Origin of the sequence: Jiangella mangrovi (assembly GCF_014204975.1) — a bacterium.
In the GTDB taxonomy this organism is placed as follows: domain Bacteria; phylum Actinomycetota; class Actinomycetes; order Jiangellales; family Jiangellaceae; genus Jiangella; species Jiangella mangrovi.
In genome coordinates this window covers 4,861,742-4,887,795 of record NZ_JACHMM010000001.1, presented here as the reverse complement: position 1 = coordinate 4,887,795, position 26,054 = coordinate 4,861,742, and the positions used below count along the sequence as shown (strand labels likewise).

General features: G+C 72.6%; 29 protein-coding genes. 24 read left to right on the top strand and 5 right to left on the bottom strand.

The window, feature by feature from the left end; all coding sequences use genetic code 11:
- The first annotated feature begins 93 nt into the window (after nt 1-93).
- The 18 genes from ffh to HD601_RS22480 all read left to right on the top strand — a co-directional run bounded on the left by ffh (nt 94) and on the right by HD601_RS22480 (nt 14,993).
- Complete coding sequence (gene ffh / locus HD601_RS22565; protein ID WP_184825664.1) at nt 94-1,704, top strand: signal recognition particle protein; 1,611 nt, start codon at nt 94-96, stop codon at nt 1,702-1,704.
- Nucleotides 1,701-2,795: an amidohydrolase family protein gene (locus tag HD601_RS22560; protein WP_343076440.1), complete on the top strand. Its 1,095-nt coding sequence runs from the start codon at nt 1,701-1,703 to the stop codon at nt 2,793-2,795. The genes ffh and HD601_RS22560 overlap by 4 nt, the downstream gene beginning before the upstream one ends.
- Nucleotides 2,796-3,515: 720 nt before the next feature.
- Entirely contained in the window at nt 3,516-4,130 is a 615-nt protein-coding gene (locus tag HD601_RS22555; protein ID WP_184825662.1) for an ArsR/SmtB family transcription factor, read from the top strand.
- 9 nt (nt 4,131-4,139) lie between these two features.
- Nucleotides 4,140-4,355, top strand: a complete 216-nt coding sequence (locus HD601_RS22550; protein ID WP_184825660.1) for a hypothetical protein — start codon at nt 4,140-4,142, stop codon at nt 4,353-4,355.
- A gap of 4 nt (nt 4,356-4,359) precedes the next feature.
- A complete protein-coding gene (locus HD601_RS22545) occupies nt 4,360-5,580 on the top strand; it encodes an MFS transporter (RefSeq protein WP_184825658.1) in 1,221 nt (406 codons plus the stop codon).
- 164 nt (nt 5,581-5,744) lie between these two features.
- Nucleotides 5,745-6,323 (top strand): 30S ribosomal protein S16, encoded by a 579-nt coding sequence (rpsP, locus tag HD601_RS22540; protein ID WP_184825656.1) that lies wholly within the window; start codon nt 5,745-5,747, stop codon nt 6,321-6,323.
- Nucleotides 6,323-6,562, top strand: a complete 240-nt coding sequence (locus HD601_RS22535; protein WP_092618113.1) for an RNA-binding protein — start codon at nt 6,323-6,325, stop codon at nt 6,560-6,562. Before rpsP ends, HD601_RS22535 begins: the two co-directional genes overlap by 1 nt.
- A gap of 7 nt (nt 6,563-6,569) precedes the next feature.
- Nucleotides 6,570-7,094, top strand: coding sequence for a ribosome maturation factor RimM (rimM, locus tag HD601_RS22530; protein ID WP_184825654.1), 525 nt, complete (start codon nt 6,570-6,572; stop codon nt 7,092-7,094).
- A 10-nt stretch (nt 7,095-7,104) separates the two neighbouring features.
- On the top strand, nt 7,105-7,887 hold the full coding sequence (trmD, locus tag HD601_RS22525) for a tRNA (guanosine(37)-N1)-methyltransferase TrmD (protein ID WP_184825652.1): 783 nt from the start codon (nt 7,105-7,107) through the stop codon (nt 7,885-7,887).
- Nucleotides 7,888-8,017: 130 nt separating this feature from the next.
- Nucleotides 8,018-8,371 (top strand): 50S ribosomal protein L19, encoded by a 354-nt coding sequence (gene rplS / locus HD601_RS22520; protein WP_343076518.1) that lies wholly within the window; start codon nt 8,018-8,020, stop codon nt 8,369-8,371.
- Between the two features lie 139 nt (nt 8,372-8,510).
- Nucleotides 8,511-9,248 (top strand): signal peptidase I, encoded by a 738-nt coding sequence (lepB, locus tag HD601_RS22515; protein ID WP_184825648.1) that lies wholly within the window; start codon nt 8,511-8,513, stop codon nt 9,246-9,248.
- A 1-nt stretch (nt 9,249) separates the two neighbouring features.
- Nucleotides 9,250-9,939: a ribonuclease HII gene (locus tag HD601_RS22510; RefSeq protein ID WP_184825646.1), complete on the top strand. Its 690-nt coding sequence runs from the start codon at nt 9,250-9,252 to the stop codon at nt 9,937-9,939.
- Nucleotides 9,936-10,244, top strand: coding sequence for a DUF2469 domain-containing protein (locus HD601_RS22505; protein ID WP_046772400.1), 309 nt, complete (start codon nt 9,936-9,938; stop codon nt 10,242-10,244). The genes HD601_RS22510 and HD601_RS22505 overlap by 4 nt, the downstream gene beginning before the upstream one ends.
- A gap of 132 nt (nt 10,245-10,376) precedes the next feature.
- Entirely contained in the window at nt 10,377-10,733 is a 357-nt protein-coding gene (locus tag HD601_RS22500) for a YraN family protein (protein WP_184825644.1), read from the top strand.
- The gene (locus HD601_RS22495) at nt 10,730-12,271 is read left to right on the top strand and encodes a YifB family Mg chelatase-like AAA ATPase (protein WP_184825641.1); all 1,542 of its coding nucleotides are present in this window, start codon (nt 10,730-10,732) and stop codon (nt 12,269-12,271) included. Before HD601_RS22500 ends, HD601_RS22495 begins: the two co-directional genes overlap by 4 nt.
- A gap of 261 nt (nt 12,272-12,532) precedes the next feature.
- Complete coding sequence (gene dprA / locus HD601_RS22490) at nt 12,533-13,708, top strand: DNA-processing protein DprA (protein ID WP_184825639.1); 1,176 nt, start codon at nt 12,533-12,535, stop codon at nt 13,706-13,708.
- 78 nt (nt 13,709-13,786) lie between these two features.
- On the top strand, nt 13,787-13,993 hold the full coding sequence (locus HD601_RS22485; protein ID WP_184825636.1) for a dodecin family protein: 207 nt from the start codon (nt 13,787-13,789) through the stop codon (nt 13,991-13,993).
- Between the two features lie 70 nt (nt 13,994-14,063).
- Entirely contained in the window at nt 14,064-14,993 is a 930-nt protein-coding gene (locus HD601_RS22480; protein WP_184825634.1) for a tyrosine recombinase XerC, read from the top strand.
- Between the two features lie 172 nt (nt 14,994-15,165).
- On the opposite strand, the gene HD601_RS22475 is transcribed toward HD601_RS22480, so the two are convergent.
- The 4 genes from HD601_RS22475 to HD601_RS34990 all read right to left on the bottom strand — a co-directional run bounded on the left by HD601_RS22475 (nt 15,166) and on the right by HD601_RS34990 (nt 18,147).
- Nucleotides 15,166-16,458 (bottom strand): pyridoxal phosphate-dependent aminotransferase, encoded by a 1,293-nt coding sequence (locus HD601_RS22475; protein ID WP_184825632.1) that lies wholly within the window; start codon nt 16,456-16,458, stop codon nt 15,166-15,168.
- A gap of 152 nt (nt 16,459-16,610) precedes the next feature.
- Nucleotides 16,611-16,883: a hypothetical protein gene (locus tag HD601_RS22470; RefSeq protein ID WP_184825630.1), complete on the bottom strand. Its 273-nt coding sequence runs from the start codon at nt 16,881-16,883 to the stop codon at nt 16,611-16,613.
- Nucleotides 16,884-16,885: 2 nt separating this feature from the next.
- Nucleotides 16,886-17,116: a hypothetical protein gene (locus HD601_RS22465; protein WP_184825628.1), complete on the bottom strand. Its 231-nt coding sequence runs from the start codon at nt 17,114-17,116 to the stop codon at nt 16,886-16,888.
- Nucleotides 17,113-18,147 (bottom strand): peptidoglycan DD-metalloendopeptidase family protein, encoded by a 1,035-nt coding sequence (locus HD601_RS34990; RefSeq protein ID WP_184825626.1) that lies wholly within the window; start codon nt 18,145-18,147, stop codon nt 17,113-17,115. Before HD601_RS34990 ends, HD601_RS22465 begins: the two co-directional genes overlap by 4 nt.
- Nucleotides 18,148-18,427: 280 nt before the next feature.
- Here HD601_RS34990 and HD601_RS22455 point away from each other — a divergent pair, with 280 nt between their 5' ends.
- From HD601_RS22455 to HD601_RS22435, 5 genes are read left to right on the top strand one after another with little or no spacing between them, the layout of a single operon-like run.
- Nucleotides 18,428-20,005, top strand: coding sequence for an ABC transporter substrate-binding protein (locus HD601_RS22455; RefSeq protein WP_184825624.1), 1,578 nt, complete (start codon nt 18,428-18,430; stop codon nt 20,003-20,005).
- Nucleotides 20,002-20,955 carry an ABC transporter permease subunit gene (locus HD601_RS22450; protein ID WP_184825622.1) on the top strand — a complete coding sequence of 318 codons (954 nt, stop codon included), beginning with the start codon at nt 20,002-20,004 and terminating at the stop codon, nt 20,953-20,955. Before HD601_RS22455 ends, HD601_RS22450 begins: the two co-directional genes overlap by 4 nt.
- Nucleotides 20,952-21,815, top strand: a complete 864-nt coding sequence (locus HD601_RS22445) for an ABC transporter permease (RefSeq protein ID WP_184825621.1) — start codon at nt 20,952-20,954, stop codon at nt 21,813-21,815. Before HD601_RS22450 ends, HD601_RS22445 begins: the two co-directional genes overlap by 4 nt.
- A complete protein-coding gene (locus tag HD601_RS22440; RefSeq protein WP_184825620.1) occupies nt 21,812-22,828 on the top strand; it encodes an ABC transporter ATP-binding protein in 1,017 nt (338 codons plus the stop codon). Before HD601_RS22445 ends, HD601_RS22440 begins: the two co-directional genes overlap by 4 nt.
- Nucleotides 22,825-23,781 (top strand): ABC transporter ATP-binding protein, encoded by a 957-nt coding sequence (locus HD601_RS22435; protein ID WP_184825619.1) that lies wholly within the window; start codon nt 22,825-22,827, stop codon nt 23,779-23,781. Before HD601_RS22440 ends, HD601_RS22435 begins: the two co-directional genes overlap by 4 nt.
- Here HD601_RS22435 and HD601_RS22430 read toward each other — a convergent pair.
- Nucleotides 23,768-24,379: a hypothetical protein gene (locus tag HD601_RS22430; RefSeq protein ID WP_184825618.1), complete on the bottom strand. Its 612-nt coding sequence runs from the start codon at nt 24,377-24,379 to the stop codon at nt 23,768-23,770. The two genes, HD601_RS22435 and HD601_RS22430, sit on opposite strands and share 14 nt — an antisense overlap.
- A gap of 678 nt (nt 24,380-25,057) precedes the next feature.
- On the opposite strand from HD601_RS22430, the gene rpsB reads away from it, so the two are divergent.
- Nucleotides 25,058-26,038 (top strand): 30S ribosomal protein S2, encoded by a 981-nt coding sequence (gene rpsB / locus HD601_RS22425; protein WP_184825617.1) that lies wholly within the window; start codon nt 25,058-25,060, stop codon nt 26,036-26,038.
- Nucleotides 26,039-26,054 lie beyond the last annotated feature (16 nt).

Genomic DNA, 26,054 nt, shown 5'->3' with positions numbered 1-26,054 from the left:
CGGGGCAGTCTGGCGCATGCCGCGGGCGAGGGCAGCGCGTTACCCTTGCGATGGACCCCCGCACTCCGCCGACACCCGAGGACTCCAGCCGACGTGTTCGCCACCCTCAGTGACCGCCTCACCGCGACGTTCAAGAACCTGCGTGGCAAGGGTCGCCTCTCCGAGGCCGACATCGACGCCACCGCGCGCGAGATCCGCGTCGCGCTGCTCGAGGCCGACGTCGCGTTGCCGGTGGTCAAGGACTTCATCGCGGCCGTCCGCGAGCGCGCGCGGGGCGAAGAGGTCTCGCAGGCGCTCAACCCCGCCCAGCAGGTCATCCAGATCGTCAACGACGAGCTGGTCCGCATCCTCGGCGGCGAGACGCGCCGGCTGCGGTTCGCCAAGCAGCCGCCGACGGTCATCATGCTCGCGGGTCTGCAGGGTGCCGGTAAGACGACGCTGGCGGGCAAGCTCGCCCTCTGGCTCAAGGAGCAGGGCAAGCAGCCGCTGCTGGTGGCCGCCGACCTGCAGCGACCCAACGCCGTCACCCAGCTCCAGGTGGTCGGCGAGCGCGCCGGCGTTTCCGTGTGGGCGCCCGAGCCGGGCAACGGCGTGGGCGACCCGGTCTCCGTCGCCAGGTCCAGCATCGAGCACGCCACCAGCAAGCTCTACGACGTCGTCATCGTCGACACCGCCGGCCGCCTGGGCGTCGACGCCGAGCTCATGAAGCAGGCCGCGGACATCCGCGACGCCGTGAAGCCCGACGAGACGCTGTTCGTCGTCGACGCCATGATCGGCCAGGACGCCGTCAGCACCGCCCTGTCGTTCCAGGACGGGGTCGGGTTCGACGGTGTCGTCCTCACCAAGCTCGACGGCGACGCCCGCGGTGGCGCCGCGCTGTCGGTCGCGTCGGTCACCGGGAAGCCGGTCATGTTCGCGTCGGCGGGCGAGAAGCTCACCGACTTCGACGTGTTCCACCCCGAGCGCATGGCGTCGCGCATCCTCGACCTCGGCGACATGCTCACGCTCATCGAGCAGGCGCAGAAGGCGTTCGACGCCGAGCAGGCCGAGGACATGGCCCGCAAGCTGCAGGCCAAGGGTGGCAAGGAGTTCACCTTCGACGACTTCCTGCAGCAGATGCAGGCGATCAAGAAGATGGGCTCGTTCAAGAGCCTCATCGGCATGCTCCCCGGCGCCGGCCAGATGCGCGAGGCGCTCGAGGCGTTCGACGAGCGCGAGCTCGACCGCGTCCAGGCCATCGTCCACTCGATGACCCCGGGCGAGCGCGCCAACCCGAAGATCATCAACGGCTCGCGCCGCGCCCGCATCGCTCGCGGGTCCGGTCGCCAGGTCAGCGAGGTCAACCAGCTCATCGAGCGGTTCTTCATGGCGCGCGAGATGATGAGTCAGGCCGCGCGGGGCAAGCTCGGCGGCCTCGGCGGGATGCCCGGCATGCCCGGCATGGCGGGCGGCATCCCCGGCTTGCCCGGCATGGGGGGCAAGAAGAGCAAGGGCAAGCAGCCGAAGCAGGGCAAGAAGGGCAAGGGCGGGTCCCGTTCGGGCAACCCGGCCAAGCGAGCGGCCCAGCTCGCGGCCGCCGACGAGAAGCGCGCCGCGGAGCCGCAGCCCGGCCAGGTGCCCTCGGCCTTCGGTGGCGACGCGCCCGCCGGCGACGGCACGCTGGACCTGCCCGACGACATCGCGCAGTTCCTCAAGCGGCGGTGAGCGCGTCCGCACCGGCGCCCGCGCTGCACCTGCGCGGGGTCGTGCTGCCCGACGGCGAGCATCGTGACCTGTGGGTGCGCGACGGCCTCGTCACGTACGAGCCGGTGCCGGGAGCGTCGACGGTCGCCTCGGGCTGGATCCTGCCCGGCCTGGTCGACTTGCACTGCCACGTCGGCCTCGACGCCGGCGGCGCCGTCCCCGACGACGTCGCGGAGCAGCAGGCGCTGACCGACCGCGACATCGGCGTCCTCCTCATCCGCGACGCCGGCTCGCCCGCCGACACCCGCTGGATCGACGCGCGCCCGGACCTCCCGCGCATCGTCCGAGCCGGCCGGCACCTCGCCCGCACGAAGCGCTACCTGCGCAACTTCGGCTGGGAGATCGAGCCCGAGGACCTCGTCGCCTACGTCGAGCAGGAGGCCCGGCGCGGCGACGGCTGGGTGAAACTGGTGGGCGACTGGATCGACCGCGAGAAGGGCGACCTCTCGCCCTGCTGGCCTCGGTGGGCCCTCGACGCGGCGATCTCGCGGGCGCACGAGCTCGGGGCGAGGGTGACGGCGCACGTGTTCGGCGAGGACGCCCTGCCCGATCTGCTGGGCGCCGGCATCGACGGCATCGAGCACGGGACGGGGTTGTCGTCCGACCTGATCGGTGCGATGGCGTCGCGAGGTGTGTCGTTGGTGCCGACGCTGGTGAACATCGACAACTTCCCGAAGTTCGCGTCGCAGGGTGAGGCGAAGTTCCCCGCGTACGCCTCGCACATGCGGTCGCTGCACGCGCGGCGATACCAGAACGTCCGCGACGCGTACGACGCCGGCGTGCCGGTGTTCGCGGGGACCGACGCCGGGGGGCAGCTGCCGCACGGGTTGATCGCGCGCGAGGTGCTGGAGTTCGTGGCGGCGGGTCTTCCTGCCCCCGATGCCGTGGCCGCTGCGTCGTGGAAGGCCCGGTCCTACTTGCTGGGTGGGAGCGGGTTGGTGGAGGAGGGTTCGGCCGCGGATCTGTGCGTGTACGCCGCCGATCCTCGGGTCGATCCGTCGACGTTGCTGGAGCCGGTTCGGATCGTTCTGCGGGGGCGCGTGGTGCGCTGAGGTTCTGCAGGTATTTGAGGTTCTGCGGTGGGGTGCTGACGTGGGTCGGGCCCACTGCTGTCTCGATTGTCGAGGGCGCGGCGGCGCGCCTCAAGTCTGCGCGCGTGGTGGTCGGGTCGCTGCTGTGGTGGGGGCGCTGGACTTGACCCGCGCCGCCGCGCCCTCGCCTTTCACAGCACCAGGGCCCCCTCCCCAAATGGACCCGGCCCTCAGGCCCGCTGTTCTCTCTTCTCGCTGGCCGCTGGCGGTTCCGCTGTGGGTTCGGCCATTGGTCTCGCTGTGGTCCAGTTGCGCCGGCCGCTCACTGTTGATCATGGAGAAGAGCAGGTTCTGAAGCCCGTTTGAGGCGCATTTCTCCATGGTCAACAGTGGGCGGGCCCGCGCGGCGGCGTGGTGACGCCTCGCGATCCGGCTCACGCTCGGGAATCCGGCGCTTGCGGCCCGGATTCGGCTGCCAAGCGCCGGATTCCCGAGCGTGAGCCTGTTTCCGGGGCGTCAGCCTGCCTCACCCCATGATCATCAATGATCCAACCACCTATAGAGGGTTGGATCATTGATGATCATGGAAAATGGCCGGCGGGAACTGACCGCGGCGCGACCAGTTGCCGACCTTGCGACGGGCCGCCCGGCGAACCCCGTCCAGCCCACGTTTTCCCACCCCCGAACTTAATCCTCAAGAACCCTTGCTAAAGGCGTCTTTAGCAAGGTAGCTTTAGGGTCATGAACAACGAGGAGACCCAGAGGATCACCGATCCGCAGTCCATGCGGGCTCTCGCGCATCCGCTGCGCCTGCAGCTCATGGACCTGCTGGGCCTCGAAGCGGAACTGACCGCCACCCAGTGCGCCGAGCGCACGGGCGAGAGCGTCGCGAGCTGCTCGTTCCACCTGCGCATGCTGGCCAAGTACGGCTATGTCGAGCCGGGGGAGCAGCGCGGACGCGAGAAGCCGTGGCGGTTGGTGAGCCGCAGCCGCAGCATCGGCGCCGACGTCGAGAATCCGGAGTCGGTCCAGGAGGCGTCGTTGTTCGCCGGGGTCATCGTCGACCGCGAGGCGGCGCGCCTGCATCGGGCGCTCGGCCGGACGTCGGAGCTCGGGCCTGAGTGGCTCGACACCATGACCATCAATACGTCGTCGTACTGGATGACCGCGGGCGAGGCTCTCGAGATCGTCGAACGTCTTCGCGAGTTCCAGGATGACCTCGCCGAGCGGTTCGCCAGCCGCATCGAGGATCCCGCATCACGGCCCGAGGGCGCCCGCGTCGTGCACTTCCTCGGTTCCGTGTCGCCCGATCCTGACATCCACCCGCAGCCTGCCGCCGCAGACGACCAGCCGTAGGGGACCGCCATGTTCCTCGACCCCAGCATTCACTACGATCCGCACGCCGAGCGCCGCACCGCCGCGGCCGCCGAGCGCACCCGTCGCGCCCTGGCCCGCAGTCGCCGCCTGCACCGCTGGGCCGACCGGTCCGCGCGGCTGGCCGAGCTGCTCGACCGCCGCGCCCGCGACGGCCGGCCCCAGCTCAACCGGCCGGCCGTCGACCGGCTGATCAGCGCGGCCTGAGCCGATGCCGTCGGCGCTGGCGTACCGGCCGTTCCGCCGGCTCACCGTCGCCTGGACGTTCAGCAACTTCGGCGACAGCGCGCTCTACCTCACCGTCGCCATCTGGGCCAAGGATCTGACCGGCAGCAACGCCGCCGCCGGGCTGGTCTTCCTGGCGCTCGGCCTGCCCGTGTTCCTCGCGCCGCTCGCCGGGCAGCTGGCCGACCGCGTGTCGCGCAAGCGGCTCGTCGCCGTCGTCAACCTCGTCGCCGCCGCCGGGGTGCTGGCGCTGCTCGCCGTCGACGACGCCGCCGACCTGTGGGTGATCTACGTGGTCACCTTCGGCTACGGCTGGGTCGGCTACGTGACCTCGGCGGCGCAGTCGGGCCTGCTCAGGGACATGCTCGACGACGGCGACCTGGCCGGCGCGAACGGGCTGCTCACCACGTTGGACCAGGGTCTGCGCCTGCTCACGCCGCTGGCCGGCGCCGGCGTCTACGCGTTGTACGGCGGGGGAGCGGTCGCCGTCCTGACGGCGTCCATGCTGGTCATCGCGGCGTTGGTGCTGCTCACCGTCCGCGTCGACGAGAGCCCGCCCACGCCCGCCGCCGAGCGCGAGAGCTTCCGGCGCGAGCTGACCGCCGGCTTCCGGCACCTGCGCGCCACACCGGCGCTGGCCGACCTGATCCTGCTGCTCAGCATCGCGGTCGCCGTCACGGGCTTCGCCAACTCCGCCTCGTTCGCCATCGTCGAGGGCCTCGGCCTGCCGACCGAGTTCTTCGGCATCATGTCCAGCATCCAGGGCGGCGGGTCCATCGTCGGCGGCCTGACGGCGGCACTGCTCATCCGGCGACTCGGCGAGCGGGCCTCCGTCGGCGTCGGGCTCGTCGTCATCGGCGCCGGGCTGGGACTGGCCCTGACCCCGTCGGCCGCCGTCGTCCTTGTCGGTGCCGCCATTCTGGGGCTCGGCGTGGTGTGGGCCGTCGTCGGCATGGTGACGCTGCGCCAGCGGCTCACCCCGCCGCAACTGCAGGGCCGCACGTCGGCCGCCACGAACATGGCGCTCAACGGGCCGCAGGTGGTCGGGACCGCCACGGGAGCCGCGCTGATCGCCGTCGTCGACTACCGCGTGCTCGTCGCCGCCATGACCGTCACCATCCTGACCTGCGCGATCGTCCTGCTGGCCCGCAAGGTGACCGCACCTGACGCCGTCGTCGATGAGGAGCCGGCCGCCCAGCGGGTGTAGGAGTTGGGTCAGGACGCCGCCATCTGGCACAATGACCTGCTGAACCGGCGATCGTGCGGCCCTCTCACCCTCGAGCTCCGGATCCATCGAACCGTCGTCATCGGTGCCCCACTCAGGTGACGACGGCTCACCCGTGCGTGAACATCCAAGGAGACTCCACCCCAGTGGCTGTCAAGATCAAGCTGAAGCGGATGGGCAAGATCCGCTCGCCGCACTACCGCATCGTCGTCGCCGACTCCCGCACCAAGCGCGATGGCCGGGCCATCGAGGAGATCGGCCTGTACAACCCCAAGCTCGAGCCGAGCCTCATCAAGGTCGACTCCGAGCGCGCGCAGTACTGGCTGGGCGTCGGCGCGCAGCCGACCGAGCCGGTGCTGGCGATCCTCAAGGTCACGGGTGACTGGCAGAAGCACAAGGGCCTTCCGGGCGCCGAGGGCACGCTGAAGGTCGCCGAGCCGAAGCAGGAGAAGCGCGCCGCGTTCGACGCCGCTCTGGCCGAGGTCCACGGCGAGCCGAAGTCCGACGCCACCACGCCGAAGAAGAAGCCGGCCAAGAAGGCTGCGGCCAAGAAGGCCGAGGCCAAGGCCGACGAGGCGCCGGCCGCCGAGGCTCCTGCCGCTGAGGCTCCGGCCGAGGAGACCAAGGTCGAGGAGGCCAAGGTCGAGGCTCCCGCTGAGGAGGCCAAGGCCGAGGCGAAGGCCGACGACGCGCCGGCCGCCGAGGCGAAGGCTGACGAGTCCTGATGCTGGCCGAGGCGCTGGAGCACCTGGTCGCCGGGGTGGTCGACCACCCCGACGACGTCAGCGTGCGCACGCGTCAGCTCCGCCGCGGCCGCCTGCTCGAGGTCCGGGTGCACCCCGACGACCTCGGCAAGGTCATCGGCCGCGGCGGCCGCACGGCCACGTCGTTCCGCACGGTCGTCGCGGCGCTGTCGAACGACGGCGGCGTGCGCATCGACTTCGTCGACGTCGACGGGCGCTGACGACGGCGTGATCGTCACCGTCGGGCGCATCGGGCGCGCGCACGGCATCCGCGGCGAGGTCAGCGTCGAGGTCCGTACCGACACGCCCGACGAGCGGTTCGCCGACGGCGCCGTGCTCACCACCGACCCCGTCCGGCGGGGCCCGCTCACCGTGCGCGGGTCCCGCTGGCACAGCGGGCGGCTGCTGGTGACGTTCGACGCCGTCACCGACCGCACCGTCGCCGAGGGGCTGCGCGGCACGTTGCTGCTGGCCGAGGTCGCCGACGACGAGACCACGGGCGACCCCGACGAGTTCTTCGACCACCAGCTGGTGGGCCTGAAGGCCGTCGGGGTCGACGGCGCCGCCATCGGCGTGGTGCGCGAGATCATCCACGCCCCCGGCCAGGACCTGCTGTCCATCGAGCTCGGGGACGGCCGCGAGGCGCTGGTGCCGTTCGTCGTGGAGATCGTGCCGGAGGTCGACGTCGCCGGCTCGCGGGTCGTCATCGACCCGCCGCCGGGGCTGTTCGAAGAGGATCCGTCTGCTGAGTGAGGCCGTGCGCATGAGGATCGACGTCGTCACGATCTTCCCCGACTACCTCGCGCCGCTGGACCTGTCGCTGGTCGGCAAGGCCCGCGAGGCGGGCGTGCTCGACCTGCGCGTCCACGACCTGCGCGACTGGGCCACCGACCGGCACCGCACCGTCGACGACACCCCGTACGGCGGCGGCGCCGGCATGGTCATGAAGCCCGACGTGTGGGGTGCGGCGCTCGACGACGTCGTCGGCAGCGGCGACCCCGCCCGGGCCCCGCGGCTGCTGGTGCCGGCGCCGTCGGGCCGCCCCTTCACCCAGGCGCTCGCGCACGAGCTGGCCGCCGAGCCCTGGCTGGTGTTCGCCTGCGGGCGCTACGAGGGCATCGACGCCCGACTCGTCGAGGACGCCGCGACCCGCATGCCGGTGACCGAGGTGTCGCTCGGCGACTACGTGCTCAACGGCGGCGAGGTGGCGGCGCTGGTCATCGTCGAGGCCGTCGCCCGGCTGCTGCCCGGCGTCGTCGGCAACCCGGAGTCGCTGGTCGAGGAGTCGCACGGCGCCGATGGCCTGCTCGAGTACCCCGTCTACACCAAGCCGCCCACGTGGCGCGGACTCGACGTCCCCGAGATCCTGCTGTCCGGCCACCACGGCAACGTGGCCCGCTGGCGGCGCGACCAGGCGCTGCGTCGTACGGCCGAACGCCGTCCGGACCTCGTCGCGCGGCTCGATCCGTCGGCCCTGGACGCCCGCGACCGCGCGGTGCTCGACGAGGCCGGGTTTCCGGTTCAGCCGCCGTCTGTGGCAGACTGATCAGCTGTTGCCCGGCTCGCGACGCCCTGCCACAGGGGGACGCCGACGCGAAGGCCGGGAACCTGCGGTACACCCTGACAGCACACTGAATCCGTAGGCGACCTGTGGCGCCCGCGAGAGAGCGAACACGATCATGCACATCCTCGACTCCGTCGACTCCGCGCAGCTGCGCGACGACATCCCGGCCTTCCGCGCCGGCGACAACCTCAAGGTCCACGTCCGGGTCGTCGAGGGCAACCGCTCTCGTGTCCAGGTGTTCCAGGGCGTCGTCATCCGCCGTCAGGGCTCGGGCATCCGCGAGACGTTCACCGTCCGCAAGGTGAGCTTCGGCGTCGGCGTCGAGCGCACCTTCCCGGTGCACACGCCGGTCATCGAGAAGATCGAGCTGGTCACCCGCGGCGACGTCCGCCGGGCCAAGCTGTACTACCTGCGCAACCTGCGCGGCAAGGCCGCCAAGATCCGCGAGAAGCGCGAGACGGCCTGACGCTCCCCGCTCGGGGACCCGGTGGCACGGCACGGCACCGCCACCGGGTAGCGTGCCCGAGGCACGTATTGTTGCTCACGTGCCGCCGGAAGCGTTCGACTCTTCTCCGGGCTCGCCCCGGACACCCCAGGGGGATGCCGTGACCGAGGAGAGCCTGCCTCGGGGAGGCGACGGGAGCCCGCGTCGCGGTGGCGACGACAGCGAGCCGGCCGGCAAGCCGGCCCGCACCGGGCTGAGCGCCTTCTTCAAAGAGACCGCCATCGTGGTGGCGCTCTCGCTGCTCATCGCCACGGTGGTGCGCATCTTCCTCGTGCAGGCCTTCCTCATCCCGTCCGGGTCCATGGAAGACACGCTGCTCGTCGGCGACCGCGTGCTCGTGTCGAAGATCAGCCTGCAGTTCAGCGACATCCACCGCGGCGACGTCGTCGTGTTCGAGGATCCCGACCGCTGGCTCGGCGACCAGGCACCCGACGGCGGCTCCGGCGTCGGCGGCGCCATCAAGGACGTCTTCGAGTTCGTGGGCGTGCTGCCCGACGACTCCGAGGAGCACCTGATCAAGCGGGTCATCGGCGTCGGCGGCGACACCGTCCGCTGCTGCGACGACCAGGGCCGCATCCAGGTCAACGGGCACTCCATCGAGGAGTCCGCCTATCTCTACCCGGGCGACTCGCCGTCGCTCAACGAGTTCGAGCGCACCGTCCCCGAGGGCGAGCTGTTCGTCATGGGCGACCACCGCTCCAACTCCGGCGACTCCCGCATCCACGGCACGTTCTCGGCCGACCTCGTGGTGGGGCGCGCCTTCGCGATCGCCTGGCCGCTGAGCCGCTGGGGTGGGGTGAGCAGCCACGGCGCGTTCGACGGCGTCCCCGAACCCTGACATGTCGACCCTGGCCCGACGACGAGTCGTGGTCCGGCGCGACGCCGGGCTGTACGCCTACGAGCGGACGTTGGCCCGGTCCGGGTTCACGCCGGTCGCGGGCGCCGACGAGGCCGGACGGGGTGCCTGTGCGGGTCCGCTGGTGGTCGGCGCGGCGGTCCTGGCGCCGGGCAAGCGCGGCGAGATCCCGGGCCTGGCCGACTCCAAGCTGCTCACCCCTCTGGCGCGCGAGCGCGCCTACGACCAGGTGATCGCCCGCGCCGTCGCGTGGTCGGTCATCATCGTCCCGCCCGACGAGGTCGACCGCGTCGGGCTGCACCGCAGCAACATCATCGCCATGCGCCGCGCGCTGGCCCGGCTCGAGCCGGCGCCGTCGTACGTGCTGACCGACGGCTTCCCGGTCACCGGACTGGGGGTCCCGGGACTGGCCATGTGGAAGGGCGACCAGGTGGCCGCGTGCATCGCCGCAGCGTCGGTCATCGCCAAGGTCACCCGCGACCGCATCATGTGTGAGCTGCACGAACAGTGGCCCCACTACGGGTTCGACGCGCACAAGGGCTACGTGACCGACGATCACCAGAGCGCACTCGGCCGACACGGTCCGAGTCCGGTTCACCGACGGTCATACGCCAACGTCGCGCGCGTGGTATCCCTTGGAGACGAAGGCTGGAAAGGAGAGCCCGACCTATGAGTGCTGAGGATCTCGAGAAGTACGAGACCGAGATGGAGCTGTCGCTCTATCGCGAGTACCGCGACGTGGTCGGCCTGTTCTCGTACGTGGTCGAGACCGAGCGACGGTTCTATCTCACGAACAACGTCGACTTCCAGGTCCGCGGTGAAGGCGGCGACGTCTACTTCGAGGTGACCATGAGCGACGCCTGGGTGTGGGACATGTACCGCCCCGCGCGCTTCGTCAAGAACGTCAAGGTCGTCACGTTCAAGGACGTCAACGTCGAAGAGCTCGCCAAGAGCGATCTGGAGATCCCGAAGACCTGACGCCTGGCTCGTTCCGCCGGGCGCTCGCTCGTCCACAGGCCTGACCAGTTTCGCCGGCTGTCCACATTTCGCGATGTCGCGGTCGAACCGGCCGCTCGATCCCGCCAAGCTCGATGGCGGGAGGTGAGGCCGGTGCGAGTCAAGGACGGCATCGGTGCCTACGGCGAACGGGTCGCCGTGGAGCACCTGGAGCAGGCCGGGTTCGTCGTGCTCGAGCGCAACTGGCGCTGCGACATCGGCGAGATCGACATCGTCGCGCTCGACGGCGCCACGGTCGTGGTGTGCGAGGTCAAGACACGCAGCGGGCTGGGGTACGGCTCCGGCCTCGACGCGGTCACGCCGCAGAAGCTGGCCCGGCTGCACCGGCTCGCGCGCCGCTGGCGCGACGCCGCCGGGCGGGCCGGCGCCGAGCTCCGCGTCGACGTCGTCGCCGTGCACCGGCGCCGGCGGGGCGAGCCGCAGGTCGTGCACGTGCGGGGTGCGCAATGACGCGGCTGGCGCGGTGTCGCAGCGTGGCGCTCAACGGCGTCCGCGGCACCGTCGTCGACATCGAGGTGCACATCGGCGGCATGCCCGGCTTCTCGCTGGTCGGCCTGCCCGACGCGTCGCTGCACGAGTCGCGCGACCGCGTCCGGGCGGCTGTGCTGTCCAGCCGCGAGCCGTGGCCGCTGCAGAAGATCACGGTCAGCCTGTCGCCGGCGGCGCTGCCCAAGCGCGGCAGCCACTTCGACCTCGGCGTGGCGGTGGCCATCCTGGCCGCTGCCGACGAGGTGCCGCTCGACGCGGTCGACGGTGTCCTGTTCCTGGGCGAGCTGGCGCTCGACGGGCGGCTGCGGCCGGTGCGCGGGGTGCTGCCCGCCGTCCTGGCCGCCGAGCGGGCCGGGCTGGCACGCGCCGTCGTGCCCGAGGCGAACGCCGCCGAGGCGCGGCTGATCCCCGGCGTGCGGGTGTTCGGCGCGCGGTCGCTGCGGCAGGTGCTGGCCTTCCTGCGCGGCACCGAGATCCTGCCCGAGCCGGCGGACGAGCTGGAGGAGGCGGCCGACCCCATCCTGGCGACGCCCGACGATTCCGCCGACCTCGCCGACGTCGCCGGGCAGTCCGAGCCGAAGCGGGCGGTCGAGATCGCGGCGGCCGGGCACCATCACCTGCTGCTCACGGGTTCACCGGGGTCGGGCAAGACCATGCTGGCCCGGCGGCTGCCGTCGCTGCTGCCCGACCTCTCCCTCGACGAGTCGCTCGAGGTGACGTCCATCCACTCGATCGCGGGGGTCCTCCCGCCGGGACGGCCGCTGATCGTCCGGCCGCCGTTCGCCGACCCGCACCACACGTCGTCGGCCGTCTCGATCGTCGGCGGCGGGTCGCGGGTACCGCGGCCGGGCGCCGCGAGCCTGGCCCACCGCGGGGTGCTCTTCCTCGACGAGGCGCCGGAGTTCCCGCCGCGTGTGCTCGACTCCCTGCGCCAGCCGCTCGAGAGCGGCTCGCTCACGCTGGCGCGCGCCGAGGCGACGTCGGTGTTCCCGGCCCGCTTCCAGCTGGTGCTCGCGCAGAACCCCTGCCCGTGCGGCAACTTCGGCAGCACGGTGCACGAGTGCACCTGCCGGCCCGACGCCGTCCGGCGCTACGGGCAGCGAGTGTCCGGCCCGGTCCGCGACCGCGTCGACATCCAGGTCCAGGTCGACGCGCCCACCATGGCCGAGCTCGACGTCGCGGCCGAGTCCGCCGAGCCCAGCAAGGTCGTCGCCGACCGCGTCGCCGAGGCGCGGGCCCGCCAGGAGCGGCGGCTGCGCGACACCCCGTGGCGGTGCAACGGGGAACTGCCCGGCCCGTACCTGCGGCGCGAGCTGAAGTTGTCGCCCAGCGTCACCGCGCCCGCCTTCGCCGCCGTCCGGGCCGGACAACTCACCCTCCGCGGCGTCGACCGCGTCCTGCGGGTCGCCTGGACCATCGCCGACCTCGCCGGTCGCGACAGCCCCACCGCCTCGGATGTTCATGAGGCATTGAGACGGCGCCGGGGTGAGGCCGCATGAGCGCGGTGGCCGTTCGCGCCCGTCGGTCGCGCCGTGCGGGCGGCGGGGGTGCCGCGGTGATCGGTGCCGGCCGGGACTGCCCCGTGGCCGGCGGCGCGGTGGGTTGCTCGTGCGGAAGCGCGGTGGCCGCATGAGCGCGGTGGTGGTTCGCGCTCTCGGACGCGCCGTGCGGGCGGCGGGGGTGCCGCGGCGATCGGTGCCGGCCGGGACTGCCCCGTGGCCGGCGGCGGTGGGTTGCTCGTGCGGAAGGGAGGTGGCCGCATGAGCGGCGAGACCATGCGGCAGTCGGCCTCGTCCGCCGAGCGGGCGGCGCGGGCCGCGCTGAGCGCCGTCACCGAGCCGGGCGACAAGGTGGTCGCCCTGCGCGTGCGCGACACCGGGGCCGAGGCGACCTGGCACGCGATCTGTGGCGGCGACGACGCCCTCGACCGGACGCACGTGCTGCGGCGCCGGGCCGCGCAGGTCGACGGGGCCGACCTCCTCGAGCGGGCCGAGCAGGCCGGCCTGCGTTACCTGTGCCCGGGCGAGCCGGGCTGGCCGGCCCCGCTCGACGTCATGGCGGTGACTCTCGACTACGCCGAACCGGTGCCGCCGCCCCTGGGGCTGTGGCTGGTCGGCGACGGCGACCTCGCGGCCCTGGCCGAGTCGGCGGTCGCGATCGTGGGCTCGCGCAACTGCTCCCGTTACGGCGAGCGGGTCGCGTCGGACCTGGGGACCGACCTCGCGCTGGCGGGCTGGACGGTGGTCTCGGGCGCGGCGTTCGGCGTCGACGCCGCCGCGCACCGGGGCGCCCTCGCCGTCGGCGGCACCACCGTCGCGGTCCTCGCCTCCGGCGTCGACGTGCCGTACCCGCGCACGCACGCCCAGCTGCTCGAACGCATCGCGGCCGAGGGGCTGGTGGTCAGCGAGGTGCCGCCGGGGAGCCGGCCCATGCGGGCGTGGTTCCTCGAACGCAACCGCATCATCGCCGCGCTGAGCGCCGGCACGGTCGTCGTCGAGGCGGCGCCGCGGTCGGGGGCGCTCAGCACGGCGGCGTGGACGCAGAAGCTCAGCCGCGAGACGCTCGTCGTGCCGGGGCCCATCACGTCGGCGCTGTCGGCCGGATGCCACACCCTGGTGCGCAACGGTGCCGCCACGCTGGTCACGAGCGTCGGCGACGTGCTCGAGGCGGTCGGCCGGCTGGGCACCGCCGCCCCGGCCGACCCCGAGGCCGAGGCCCGGCCCATCGACGTGCTGCGGCCGGCCCAGCGCAAGGTCCGCGAGGTCATGATCGCCGGCGCCGTCGAGACCGCCGCTGGCCTGGCGGGACGCACCGGGCTGGCGGCGAGCACGGTCGACCCGGCGCTGCGCGAGCTGGCGGCCGGCGGCTGGATCACCCGGGTCGACGGCGGCTGGCGGCTCGGCGCGACGATCAGTCCACCCGAAAACCGTACATGACCTGCGTGAGAGGGGTATGCATGGAGATCATGGGCGCCAGGCCATCCGGCGGCGCCGACAGGGAGAGGGGAACCGAACATGGGCTCTGTCGCACGCATCACGAACATCAGCGCGCGGTCCGAGACGAGCTTCGACGACGCCGTCCGCATCGGCATCGCGCGGGCCAACCAGACGCTCCGCAACGTCTCCGGCGCCTGGGTCAAGGACCAGAAGGTCGAGATCCGCGACGGCGAGATCGTCGCCTACCAGGTGGCCATGGAGGTCACCTTCATCCTCGACGACTGACGGTGACTCGCCGGCGCCGCCCTCAGCGTGGCGGCGCCGGGCCGCCGCCGGGCTGCGCGATCCTGGATCCATGGACGCCGACGAGGACCTCCCCGAGCCGCTGGCCGGTGCGGTCGCGGAGTTCGCCCGGCATCTCGCGGCCGAGCGGAACCGGTCCGAGCACACCATCCGCGCCTACACCGGCGACGTCGCCGCCCTCATGGCGCACGTGGCCCGGCTCGGCCGGACCGAGGTGGGCCAGCTCGACCTCGCCGCGCTGCGCAGCTGGCTGGCCGGGCAGAGCACCCGCGGCCGGTCCCGCGCCACGCTCGCCCGGCGGGCGTCGGCGGCGCGCGTCTTCACGGCCTGGGCGCACCGCACCGGACTGCTGTCCGAGGACGTCGGCGCCCCGCTCGCCACGCCGAAGGCGCGCCGGGCGCTGCCCGAGGTGCTCCGCGCGGGCGAGGCCGCCACCCTCATGAACGCCGCGGCCGACGACGCCTCCGACGGCGATCCGGTCAACCTGCGCGACCACGCGCTGCTGGAGTTGCTGTACGCCACCGGCATCCGGGTCGGCGAACTGGTCGGCCTCGACGTCGACGACCTCGACCGCGAGCGGCGGGTCGTGCGGGTGCTCGGCAAGGGCCGCAAGGAACGGACCGTGCCGTACGGCCTGCCCGCGGCCGAGGCCCTGGACGTCTGGCTGCGCCTCGGCCGCCCGGCGCTGGTCGCCGCGACGACCGGCCCCGCCCTGTTCGTCGGGGTCCGCGGCGGCCGGCTCGACCAGCGTGCGGCGCGCACCGTCGTGCACCGGCGGCTGCAGGCGGTGCCGGGCGCGCCCGACCTCGGGCCGCACGGCCTGCGCCACACCGCCGCGACCCACCTGCTCGAGGGCGGGGCCGATCTGCGCAGCGTCCAGGAGCTCCTCGGCCACGCCTCCCTCGGTACGACGCAGATCTACACGCACGTCTCTGTCGAACGACTGCGCAAGGCCTACCAGCAGGCGCACCCGCGCGCCTGAACGCAACGGGCGCCCCGATCGCCGCGGCTCGGTGGGGCAACGCTCCGCGATGTGGGTGGCGCTGGTGTCGTCCTGGCGACAGTGACGCCACCCAGGGGAATGCTGCGCGAACGATGCGGCTCCGGTGTCGTCCAGGCGATACCGATCTCACACCGTTCGCGGCCCGCGCGGGTCAGCAGGCGACGCCGCGGGCGTGGACGGGGTCGGCGTGGCGGGCGAGGTCGCCGAGGACTTCGTCCAGCCGGTCCAGGTGCGCGCGGATCCACGGCAGCCGGGTGGGGTCGTCGGCGGCGAGGGCGGCGTAGCGCTGCACGTCGGTGTCGCCGTAGAGAAGGCTCGTCGCCAGCCGCATGCGCAGCGCGTCGTGGCCGCCCTCGAAGTCCGCCGCAGGCAGCCCGCCGAGGCCGTACGCGTCCAGCAGGAACGCCGTCAGCTGCCGACCAGTGATGATGCCATGCTCGCGCTCGAGGTAGTCGCTCCACCCGCTGAAGTCCGGGTAGAGGTAGAAGCCGGCCCGCGGCGTCGGCAGGACGGCGCCCGCCCGCTGCAGCCGGTCGGCGACCGCCCGGACCACGGCACCGTGCAGGCGGCGGCTGCGTTCGATCCGCTCGGTCAGCTCCTCGGGCTCGCCGAACGCGTAGGCGGCGGCGTACTGGACGGGGGCTGCCGGGCTGGACCACACCTCGCTCGCCACGCCCAGCACGTCGGCCAGGAGTGACCTGCCGAGCGGGCTGTCGGGCAGTCGCATGACGCCGAGGCGCCAGCCGCACAGGGCCAGGCTCTTGGACAGCCCGGTGGTGACGACCGTCCGCTCGGGCGCGAACTCGGCCGGGCTGTGCACGAACGTGCTGGGGTCGTGGACGAGGTCGCGGTAGATCTCGTTGGAGACGATGGTGAGGTCGAGCTCGCGGGCCACCCGGGCGATCTGCTCGATCGTGCCGCGCGACGCGATGTCGCCGGTGGGGTTGTCGGGTGTCGTGACGACGACGCTGCGGACGGTCCGGCCGGCGCCACGCGCGGCCAGCACGGCCTCGGCGACGAGGTCGGGCCGCGGCACGCCGCCCTGGCCCGGCACCGTCGGCACGTGGATGGGCCGGTGCCCCGTCAGCCGCGCCTGTGCCCGGTAGCTCACCCATCCCGGCGACGGTGCCACGATGTCGCCGCCGAGCGCCAGCAGCAGCCCGTACAGCAGCGGCTTGCTCCCCGGCCCGGCCACGACGAGGCCGGGGTCGGTGGGCAGGCCGCGACGGCCCCAGTAGCCCGCCGCCGCCTCACGCAGCTCGGCCGTGCCCGCGACCGGGCCGTACGCGTTGCGGCTGCTGCCGATGGCCAGAGCCTCGCGCAGCGCCGGATGGACCGGCAACCCCGCCTCGCCGAACCCGAGCGGCAGCACGGGCATGCCGTGCCGGCGCTTCTCCGCCAGAGCTTCGTTGAGGGCGAGGGTCGGGGACACAGGGACGGACATGCGGACGTCAGCTCCGGGCACATGAGGGCGGGCACGGCTGTGCCCACGAAGATCAACGGATCTCTCCAGGGTGCACAGTGGTGATCCACGGCACAACCGATTCCACTCGATGCGACGGACTGTGACGCCTGTGACATCGGCCCGTCATCTCCTCAGGCGGCGATCAGTTTGCCGTACCGCTGCCGCGCCGCCTCGCCGGATGTGCCGAGGTAGGACCCGATCAGCCACCACGGGTGTCCGGTCCGTCGCGCCTCGGCCACGGCCTCGACGATGTCCCGCTCGGCCTGGGCGCGTGCCTGAACGGCCCGATAGATGGCGGCCAGCGGGCGGGCATCCCTGAACGTGCTCGGGTCGGGCTCGTGCTCCTCGAAGCGGCGGGCGAGCTCGTCCGCGTGGGCGAGGATGTATTCGTGCGTGTAGGGCATGGTCACCACCTCAGGTACTTCGGTCGGGCGTTCATGGCGTGAACGATGGACGAGCCGAACTCGGACCGGACCACCCCGATCTCGAGCAGTTGGCCGGACCGGCCGGGGCCGATCAGCATGACCAGCCCGTCGTCCTGGTCTCGGTCCCTGATAGCGCAGCGGTAGGCGTGGAGCATGTCGTCGTCGGAGACACCGTGTTTGCGGGCGCTCTGTGCAATGGCGGGATCCGTCAACGACGGTACCCCTCGCGGAGTGCCTTCGCAAGGTAACTTGTCGCCGTCGTCGCCCCGGCAGGGAGCCAGGGGAGCGGGTCGGTGACCCGGCCGGCCGCGTACAGCATGAGGTGCAGGTGGCAGCCGGTCGAGAGGCCGGTGCTACCCGCCCGCCCGACCAGCTGGCCGGCCCGGACCTGCTGGCCCGGCGCCACCGAGAACGCCGCCAGATGGCTGTACGACGTGGTGAGGGGCGTGCCGCGGACGAGGCCGTGGTCGACGCTCACCCGCAGGCCGTACGGGCCGCGGTCGCCCACCCCGGTCACCCGGCCCGAGGCGGCCGCCCGGATCGGCGCCCCGCAGACAGCGGCGAGGTCGACGCCGTCGTGCAGCTTGCGCTCGCCGGTGATCGGGTGCACCCGCAGCCCGTACGGCGAGGTCACCCGCGGCACCGCGACCGGCCAGACGAGCGCGACCGACGGCGACGGCGACGCCGGCGGCACCGGCGGTGGCGCGCCCGACAAGGTCCGCGCGCCGAGCGGGAGCAGCCGCACCGGGCCGGCGCCGACCAGCGCGAGCGGGTCGGTGTACCGCTCGCCCTCGCGCGCTCCCCAGTGCAGGCAGGCCGCCGGCGCGCAGTGGCTCCCGGCCACCTCGAGCGTCCCGATGAGCGAGCCCGCGCCGACGTCGTCGCCGGCGGTGACGGAGGCGGCGACCGGCTCGTACGTGGTGCGCAGCCCGCCGTGGTCGATGACGACGACGCCCCGGCCGGCGAGCGGACCGGCGTAGACGACGCGGCCCGGCCCAGCAGCCCGAACCGGAGCGCCCGCCGTCGCCGCGAGGTCGACGCCGCGGTGACCGGACAGCCACGGCTGGTCGGGCGGGTCGAAGCCGTGGACGACCTCGGCCGGCCCGCCCGGCGGCCCGACGGGGTACACCCAGCCGGCGCCCGGTGGGATGGCACCGGAGGGCGACGAGGCGGCAGCGCGGTCTGCGGGCAGCAGGCCGAGCACGAGACCGAGCAGGGGGACGACAACGAGAAGAGGGCTCATGTCAGCGAGCTTCCGCGCCGAACCGGGCCGCGTCAGCCGGCCCGAGCGGATTTGGGGACGAGTCGGCGAATTCGCCGGCCCTGTGGACAACGCCTCCCGACTCGCGCCGCCACCGACACGCCGATCGATCCGCTCACAGGTCCGTCACGAAGTCGCAACGAACGGCGGCCCGCGCGGGGCTCGGCTGGACGACCCCACCCCCTCGACCGGAAGGGTCGAGGGCGAGACGGGTGCGACGAAACCGATGTGAACGATGCGAGCAGACGGGTATGGGTCTCATATGAATCGTGGAAAGGTCCGTGGTCATGCGGTCGCTCTCGCGGTGATCGCGCTGGTCAGCGCCGGTTGCGGCGGCGGGGACGACGTCGATCTCGACGATCCGGCGGGCTCCGGCGACCCAGACGGGAGCAACCTCGACCAAGACGACCCAGATGGCCAGGGCGGAACCCTGGTCGCAGCGATCTCGGCCCAGCCCGACCAGTTCGACCCGCACAAGACCCAGGCCTACGCCAGTTTCCAGATCCTCGAGAATGTCTACGACACGCTCGTCGTCCCGGACGCGGAGGGCGAGTTCCAGCCCAGCCTCGCGACCGAGTGGACCACCAGCGAGGACGGCCTCACCTGGACCTTCACGCTCCGCGACGGCGTCACCTTCCACGACGGCAGCGCCTTCGACTCCGCGGACGTCGTCTACTCGTTCAACCGGATCATCGACGAGCAGCTGGCCAACGCCTACCGCTTCGCCAGCGTGGCAGACATCCAAGCAACAGACCCGCGGACGGTGACGATCACCCTCAGCACGCCGACCCCGGCCCTGCTGGACAACATCGGCGGCTTCAAGGGCATGTCGATCATCCCCGAGGGCGCCGCCGAGGCCACCGACCTCGCCACCACGGCCATCGGCACCGGCCCGTTCACCCTCGAGGACGCCGGCGCCGGCGGCGTCACGCTGGCCCGCTACGACGACTACTGGGGCGACCCGGCCATCGTCGACGGCGTCGAGTTCCAGTACGTGAGCGAGCCGGCCGCCGCGCTCACCGCCCTGCGCTCCGGCGACGTCCACTGGACCGACAACGTCCCGCCCCAGGACATCGAGGGCCTCGAGGACGACGAGGAGGTCGAGCTCGGCGTCACCCCCAGCGTCGACTACTGGTACCTCGCCATGAACGAGGCCAGGCCGCCGTTCGACAACCGCGACTTCCGCCGCGGCGTCGCGTTCGGCATCGACCGCGACGAGGTGACGGAGGCGGCCCGGTTCGGCGCCGCCACCACGAACCAGAGCGCCATCCCCGAGCAGAGCCTCTGGTACCACGAGTACGCGCCCTTCGAGCACGACCCCGACCAGGCGACCGACCTCATCGGGGCCAACAGCACCGCCAGCCCCCAGCCCATGGGCCTCATGGTCACCGACGAGTACCCCGAGACCGTCCAGGCCGCGCAGGTCATCCAGGCGCAGCTGGCCGAGGTCGGTGTCGAGGTCGGGATCGAGCAGGAGACGTTCGCGACCTGGCTGGACCGCCAGGCCGCCGGCGACTACGACGCGTTCCTGCTGGGCTGGCTGGGCAACCTGGACCCGTTCGGCTTCTACCACGCGCAGCACGTCTGCGAGGGGACGTCGAACTTCCAGGGCTACTGCAACCCCGAGGTCGACGACCTGCTCACCCAAGCGGCCGCCGAGACCGACCAGGACGCCCGCAAGGCGCTCTACGACCAGGCGGCGGAGCTCATCGTCGACGACGTCAGCTACCTGTACCTCTACAACCCCGACGTCGTGCAGGCCTGGGCCCCCGGCCTCGAGGGCTACGAGATCCGTCCGGACAAGGCGATCAACTTCGAGACCGTGAGGCTCCCGGAGTGACCCGCTACGCGCTGCGGCGGCTGGCTCAGTCGGTCGCGGTGCTGCTCGGCGTCAGCGTGCTGGTCTTCGCGATCATGCAGCTGGTGCCGGGCGACCCGATCCGCGCCGCGCTGGGCCAGCAGGCCGACCCCGAGACGGTCGCGGCCCTGCGCGAGCGGGCGGGTCTCGACGACCCTGTGCCGCTGCAGTTCCTCACCTGGATCGGCGGCGCCGTCACGGGCGACTTCGGCGTCAGCTTCCGCACCGGCGAGACGGTGCTGTCGCTGATCCTCGAGCGCGTCCCGGCGACGCTCAGCCTCGCCGGAGCGGCCATCGTCGTCGCCCTGCTCATCGCGATCCCGCTGGGCACCGCGTCGGCGCTGCGTCCCCGCAAGCCGGTCGACTGGTTCGCCAGCCTCTCCAGCCAGGCCGGGCTGAGCGTGCCGGACTTCTGGCTCGGCATCATGCTCATCCTGGTCTTCGCCGGCACCCTCGGCTGGCTCCCCTCGAGCGGCTACACGCCGCTCACCGGGGACCCCGTCGACTGGGCGCGGCACCTGATCCTCCCGGCCATCACCGCCGGCGTCTCGAGCGGCGCGATCCTCACCCGGTTCGTCCGCTCGTCGGTCCTGGAGTCGCTCGGCCAGGACCACGTGCGGACCGCCCGGGCCAAGGGCATGCGCGCCCGCGACGTCCTGACCTGGCACGTGCTGCGCAACGCGCTGGTCCCGCTGGTGACGGTGGGCGGTGTCCAGCTGGCCTACCTGCTGTCCGGCGTGGTCGTCGTCGAGTTCGTGTTCGCCTGGCCCGGGCTGGGGCAGCTGGCCTTCCAGGCGGTCGAGTCGCGCGACTATCCGGTGCTCCAGGGCGCCGTGCTGCTGTTCGCGTTCATCTTCCTGCTGGTCAACCTGGTGGTGGACCTCACGTACGCGCGACTGGACCCGCGCATCACCTACCGGAGCGCGCGATGAGAGCGGCCGAAACCGCCAAACTGCTGTTCCGGGGCCCGACGGCGATCGCTGCGGCCGCCGTCCTGGTCGCCCTGGTGGTCACCGCGTTCCTCGGCGAAGTGATCGCACCGTACGACGCCACCGAGACCGACGTGTCCAACCGGCTGCAGGGCCCGAGCGGCGACCACTGGTTCGGCACCGACGAGCTCGGCCGCGACGTGCTGTCCCGGGTGATCCTGGGTGCGGAGGTGTCGCTGCGGGTCGGCGCCGTCGCCGTCGGCATCTCGCTGGTCGCGGGCGTGCTGATCGGCCTGCTGGCCGGCTACTACGGCCGCTGGGTCGACGACGTGCTCATGCGGCTGTCCGACGTGTTGTTCGCGTTCCCGGCGATGCTCATGGCGATCGCCGTCCTCGCGATCCTCGGTCCGGGCTCGACCAACGCGATGATCGCCATCGGCATCGTCTACACGCCGATCTTCGCCCGCATCACCCGGGCCAGCGTGCTCAGCGTCCGCGAGGAGGTCTACGTGAAGGCGGCCCGCTCGGCCGGCGCCGGCGACCTGCGCATCATCGGGCGGCACGTGCTGCCGAACGTCACCGCGCCGATCATCGTCCAGACGTCGATCAGCCTGGCGTTCGCGATCCTGTCCGAGGCCGCGCTGAGCTTCGTCGGGCTCGGCACCCAGCCGCCGGACCCGTCGTGGGGGCGCATGCTCTCCGAGGGCCGCGGCTTCGTCGAGCAGGCGTGGTGGATGGCGGTCTTCCCGGGCCTCGCGATCTTCGTGACGGTGCTCGCGTTCAATGTGCTCGGCGACGCGCTGCGCGACGTGCTCGATCCCCGTCAACGCCAGGCCATGGCCGGAACCGGGGTGAGCGCATGAGTGCGCCGGCGCAAGCGCCCCTCCTCGCCGTCGACGACCTGCACGTCGCCTTCCGGACGCGACGGGGACCGGCCCGCGTCGTCAACGGGCTCTCGTTCGAGCTGCACCCGGGCCGCACGCTCGCCGTCGTCGGCGAGTCCGGGTCGGGCAAGTCCGTCAGCTCGCTCGCCCTGCTCGGGCTGCTGCCCGGCACCGCCGACGTCCGCGGCAGCGCGATCTTCGACGGCGACGAGCTGATCGGCCGCTCAGAAGAGGAACTCCGGAAGGTGCGGGGGGCGGGCATCGGCATGGTCTTCCAGGACCCGATGACCTCGCTGAACCCCGTCCTCACCGTCGAGCGGCAGATCGGCGAGGCGCTGCGGGCGCACGAGAAGGTGTCCGGCGACGGCGTCCGCTCCCGCGCCGCCGAGCTGCTGACCGAGGTCGGCATCCCCGACGCGACGGCTCGGCTGCGCGCGTACCCGCACCAGCTCTCCGGCGGCATGCGCCAGCGCGTCATGATCGCCATCGCGCTGGCCGGGAACCCGAAGGTGCTCATCGCCGACGAGGCGACGACGGCGCTCGACGTCACCGTCCAGGCGCAGATCCTCGAGCTGATCGAGAAGCTGCAGGACGAGCACGGCATGGGCGTCGTCTGGATCACCCACGACCTCGGTGTCGTCGCCGGCATCGCCGACCACGTCGTCGTCATGTACGCGGGCCGCTGCGTCGAGGAGGGCGCCGTCGACGAGCTGTTCGGCCGCCCCGCGCACCCGTACACGCGCGGGCTGCTCGGCGCGCTGCCGGTGGTCGACGACCCCCGGCCCGCGCGGGCGCGCGACGAGCTGGCGACCATGCCCGGACTCCCGCCGGACCCCGTCGAGCTGCCGCCCGGCTGCCCGTTCCACCCGCGCTGCCCGGTCCGCGCCGACGCCCGGTGCGCGACGGAGCCGCCGCCGCTGGCGCCCGTGCCCGGCAGCGCCGTCGAGCACCGTGCGGCGACGTTCTACCCGGAGGAGGCGGCGCGCGGATGAGCGACGTGCTGGTGCGGGCCAGCGACCTGAAGGTGCACTTCGGCGACGTCCGCGCCGTCGACGGTGTCGACCTGGAGGTCCGCCGCGGCGAGACGCTGGGGCTGGTGGGGGAGTCCGGCTGCGGCAAGTCCACCCTCGGCAACGCGCTGCTGCGGCTGGTCGAGCCGACGAACGGGACGGTGGAGTTCGACGGCGTCGACGTGACGGCGGCCGGACGGCGCGAGCTGCGGGCGCTGCGCCGGCGCACCGCGATGATCTTCCAGGACCCGTACGCCTCGCTCGACCCGCGCCGGACCGTCGCGGAGTCGATCGGCGAGCCACTGGCCATCCACAAGCTGCACCAGGGGCGGGCGGCGCGGCGGGCCCGCGTCGGCGAGCTGATGGAGGTCGTCGGGCTGGACCCGCGCCTCGGCGGACGGTACCCGCACGAGTTCTCCGGCGGGCAGCGCCAGCGCGTCGGCATCGCGCGGGCGCTGGCCGGCGAGCCGGACTTCGTCGTCTGCGACGAGCCGATCGCCTCGCTCGACGTGTCGGTGCAGGCGCAGGTGGTGAACCTGCTGGTGCGGCTGCAGCGCGAGCTCGGGCTGACCTACCTGTTCGTCTCGCACGACCTCGCGGCCGTGCGGCAGGTGGCCGACCGGGTCGCCGTCATGTACCTGGGCCGGGTGGTCGAACTGGGCGACGGCGCCTCCGTGTCGTCGGCGCCCGCGCACCCGTACACCGAGGCGCTGGTGTCCGCCGTCCCCGTCCCGGAGCCGTCGCGGGAGCGGTCGCGGCGGCGGATCGTCCTCACCGGCGACGTGCCCAGCCCGGCCGATCCGCCGTCGGGCTGCCGGTTCCGCACCCGCTGCCCGAAGGTGTTCGAGCCGTGCCCGGACCACGATCCCGTGCTGCAGCCGACCGGCCCCGAGCAGGCGGCCGCCTGCCACCTGCACGGCGTCACTGACCGGTGACGGGCTCCTTGGGCGTGACGGGGTCAGCTGCGGCCCGCGCGGGGGTGGCGTCGGCGCGGGCGGCGGAGCGGCGCCACCACAGCACGCCGGCGACGGCTCCGACGACCAGCAGCGCGGCGCCCGCGATCAGCAGCGGCAGCGTCGACGCCCCGCCGGCGTCGAAGTCCCAGGGCTGGGTCGCCGTGTCGGCCGTGAACAGCGTCCCCGTCTCGCCCACGTTGGAGACGACCGTCCGGTAGGACTCGTTGATGTCGGTCAGCGCCGCCACCGTCAGCTCGACCTCGGAGACCGGCTCGGCGCAGTCGAAGACCAGCCGCGCGCCCTCGCCCAGCGGGTCGATGGCGTCGACCCGGCCCGCACAGGTGGCGCCGTCCTGGCTCACCGTCAGATGCTGGAGCAGGTAGTCCGAGACGCCGGGGGAGCGGGCCAGCAGCTCGGCGCCGGTCAGCGCGTCCGCGTCGGGCACGTCGAAGGCGCCGACGTGCTCGCCCAGCGACACCCAGTCGTCGTCGGCCGCGACCCACTGCATGGTCACCTGGGTGCCGTCGGTGCTGACGGTGGCGGTCAGCGGCGGACCGAACGGATGGGCGGGAAGCACGCCCGACAGCCAATCGCACCGCCGTGAACCCGCGGTGAACGCCGGGCGGTCAGTGGGATGTCGGTTCCGCGAGTGACGCGGTCGTCGTCCGAGCGGACGGTGCGGAGTCGCTGCGGGAACGATGTGTGATCACTGTCGTGATGACGACAGTGATGCCCCACCGTTGCCGCACCGAACTCACACCGTCGTGCTCACCGCGGTGAACAGCTGGCTCACGAAGCACTCCCACCGCCGGCGGCGGCGTGTGGAACCAGGACGATCCTGCAGCCCAGGACGTCCGCGACGCCGAGCAGTGAACGCAGCCGGCTCGACGAACGTCCGGTTTCCAGTGCCTGCAGGCTGGACCGGGCGATGCCGGCGAGGTCAGCGACACGCGGCCAGCAGCGTGTCTTAAGCCCGCTGTTCCGGGCATAGATCGTCGTGGTTCGAAACTCCTGGCCGTTGGAGCCGGGGTGCCGGGGACCGGTACACTGGTGAGCGGCCCAGTTCTGCTGGGTCAAATTCGCGTGCCCTGAGCACGGTCCTACGCCGTCGGTCCTGACGTCCGCACCAGCGGGCGGCGGGTGGCGGTAGGCCGGTGGGCACCAGGCGCGGCGGCCGACAACCGTCGCGATGAACCGGAACGAGCGTGCCGGAATGCGAGTGTCTCGCGCCGGCGCGAGAGGAGGGGACGAGGCCATGGCCGTCGTCACCATGCGTCAGCTGCTCGAGAGTGGTGTCCACTTCGGGCACCAGACCCGGCGCTGGAACCCGAAGATGAAGCGCTTCATCTTCACCGAGCGCAACGGCATCTACATCATCGACCTGCAGCAGTCGCTGTCCTACATCGACCGCGCCTACGAGTTCGTCAAGGAGACCGTCGCCCACGGTGGCACGGTGCTCTTCGTCGGCACGAAGAAGCAGGCCCAGGAGGCCGTGCGCGAGCAGGCCACCCGCGTCAACATGCCCTACGTCACCGAGCGGTGGCTGGGCGGCATGCTGACGAACTTCCAGACCGTCAACAAGCGGCTGCAGCGGCTCAAGGAGCTCGAGGAGCTCGACTTCGACGACGTCGCCGGCTCCGGTCTGACGAAGAAGGAGCTTCTCATGCGCAAGCGTGAGAAGGACAAGCTCGAGCGCACCCTGGGCGGCGTGCGCAACATGGCCAAGGTGCCCAGCGCGGTGTGGATCGTCGACACCAAGAAGGAGCACCTCGCCGTCGACGAGGCGCGCAAGCTCGGCATCCCGATCGTCGCGATCCTCGACACCAACTGCGACCCCGACGAGGTCGACTTCCCGATCCCGGGCAACGACGACGCCATTCGTGCGGTCAGCCTGCTGACCCGCGTCGTCGCCGACTCCGTGGCCGACGGCCTGCTGGGCCGCCAGGGTCAGCGTGGCGAGGTCTCCGACGGCGCCGAGCTGGCTTCGGACGAGCCGCTGGCCGAGTGGGAGAAGGAGCTGCTGCAGCAGTCCGACGCCACCACGGCCCCCGACGCCGCTCCGGCCGAGGCCCCCGCGGCCGACGCTGCTGCCGAGGCCCCGGTCGCCGAGACCACCGAGGCCCCTGCTGCCGACGCCGCCGCGGCCGAGGCTCCGGCGACCGAGGAGGCCCCCGCGGCCGACGCCGCCGAGGCTCCGGCCGAGACCGTCGACGAGCCTGCCGCCCAGCAGGCCTGACGAGACCAGCACCGGC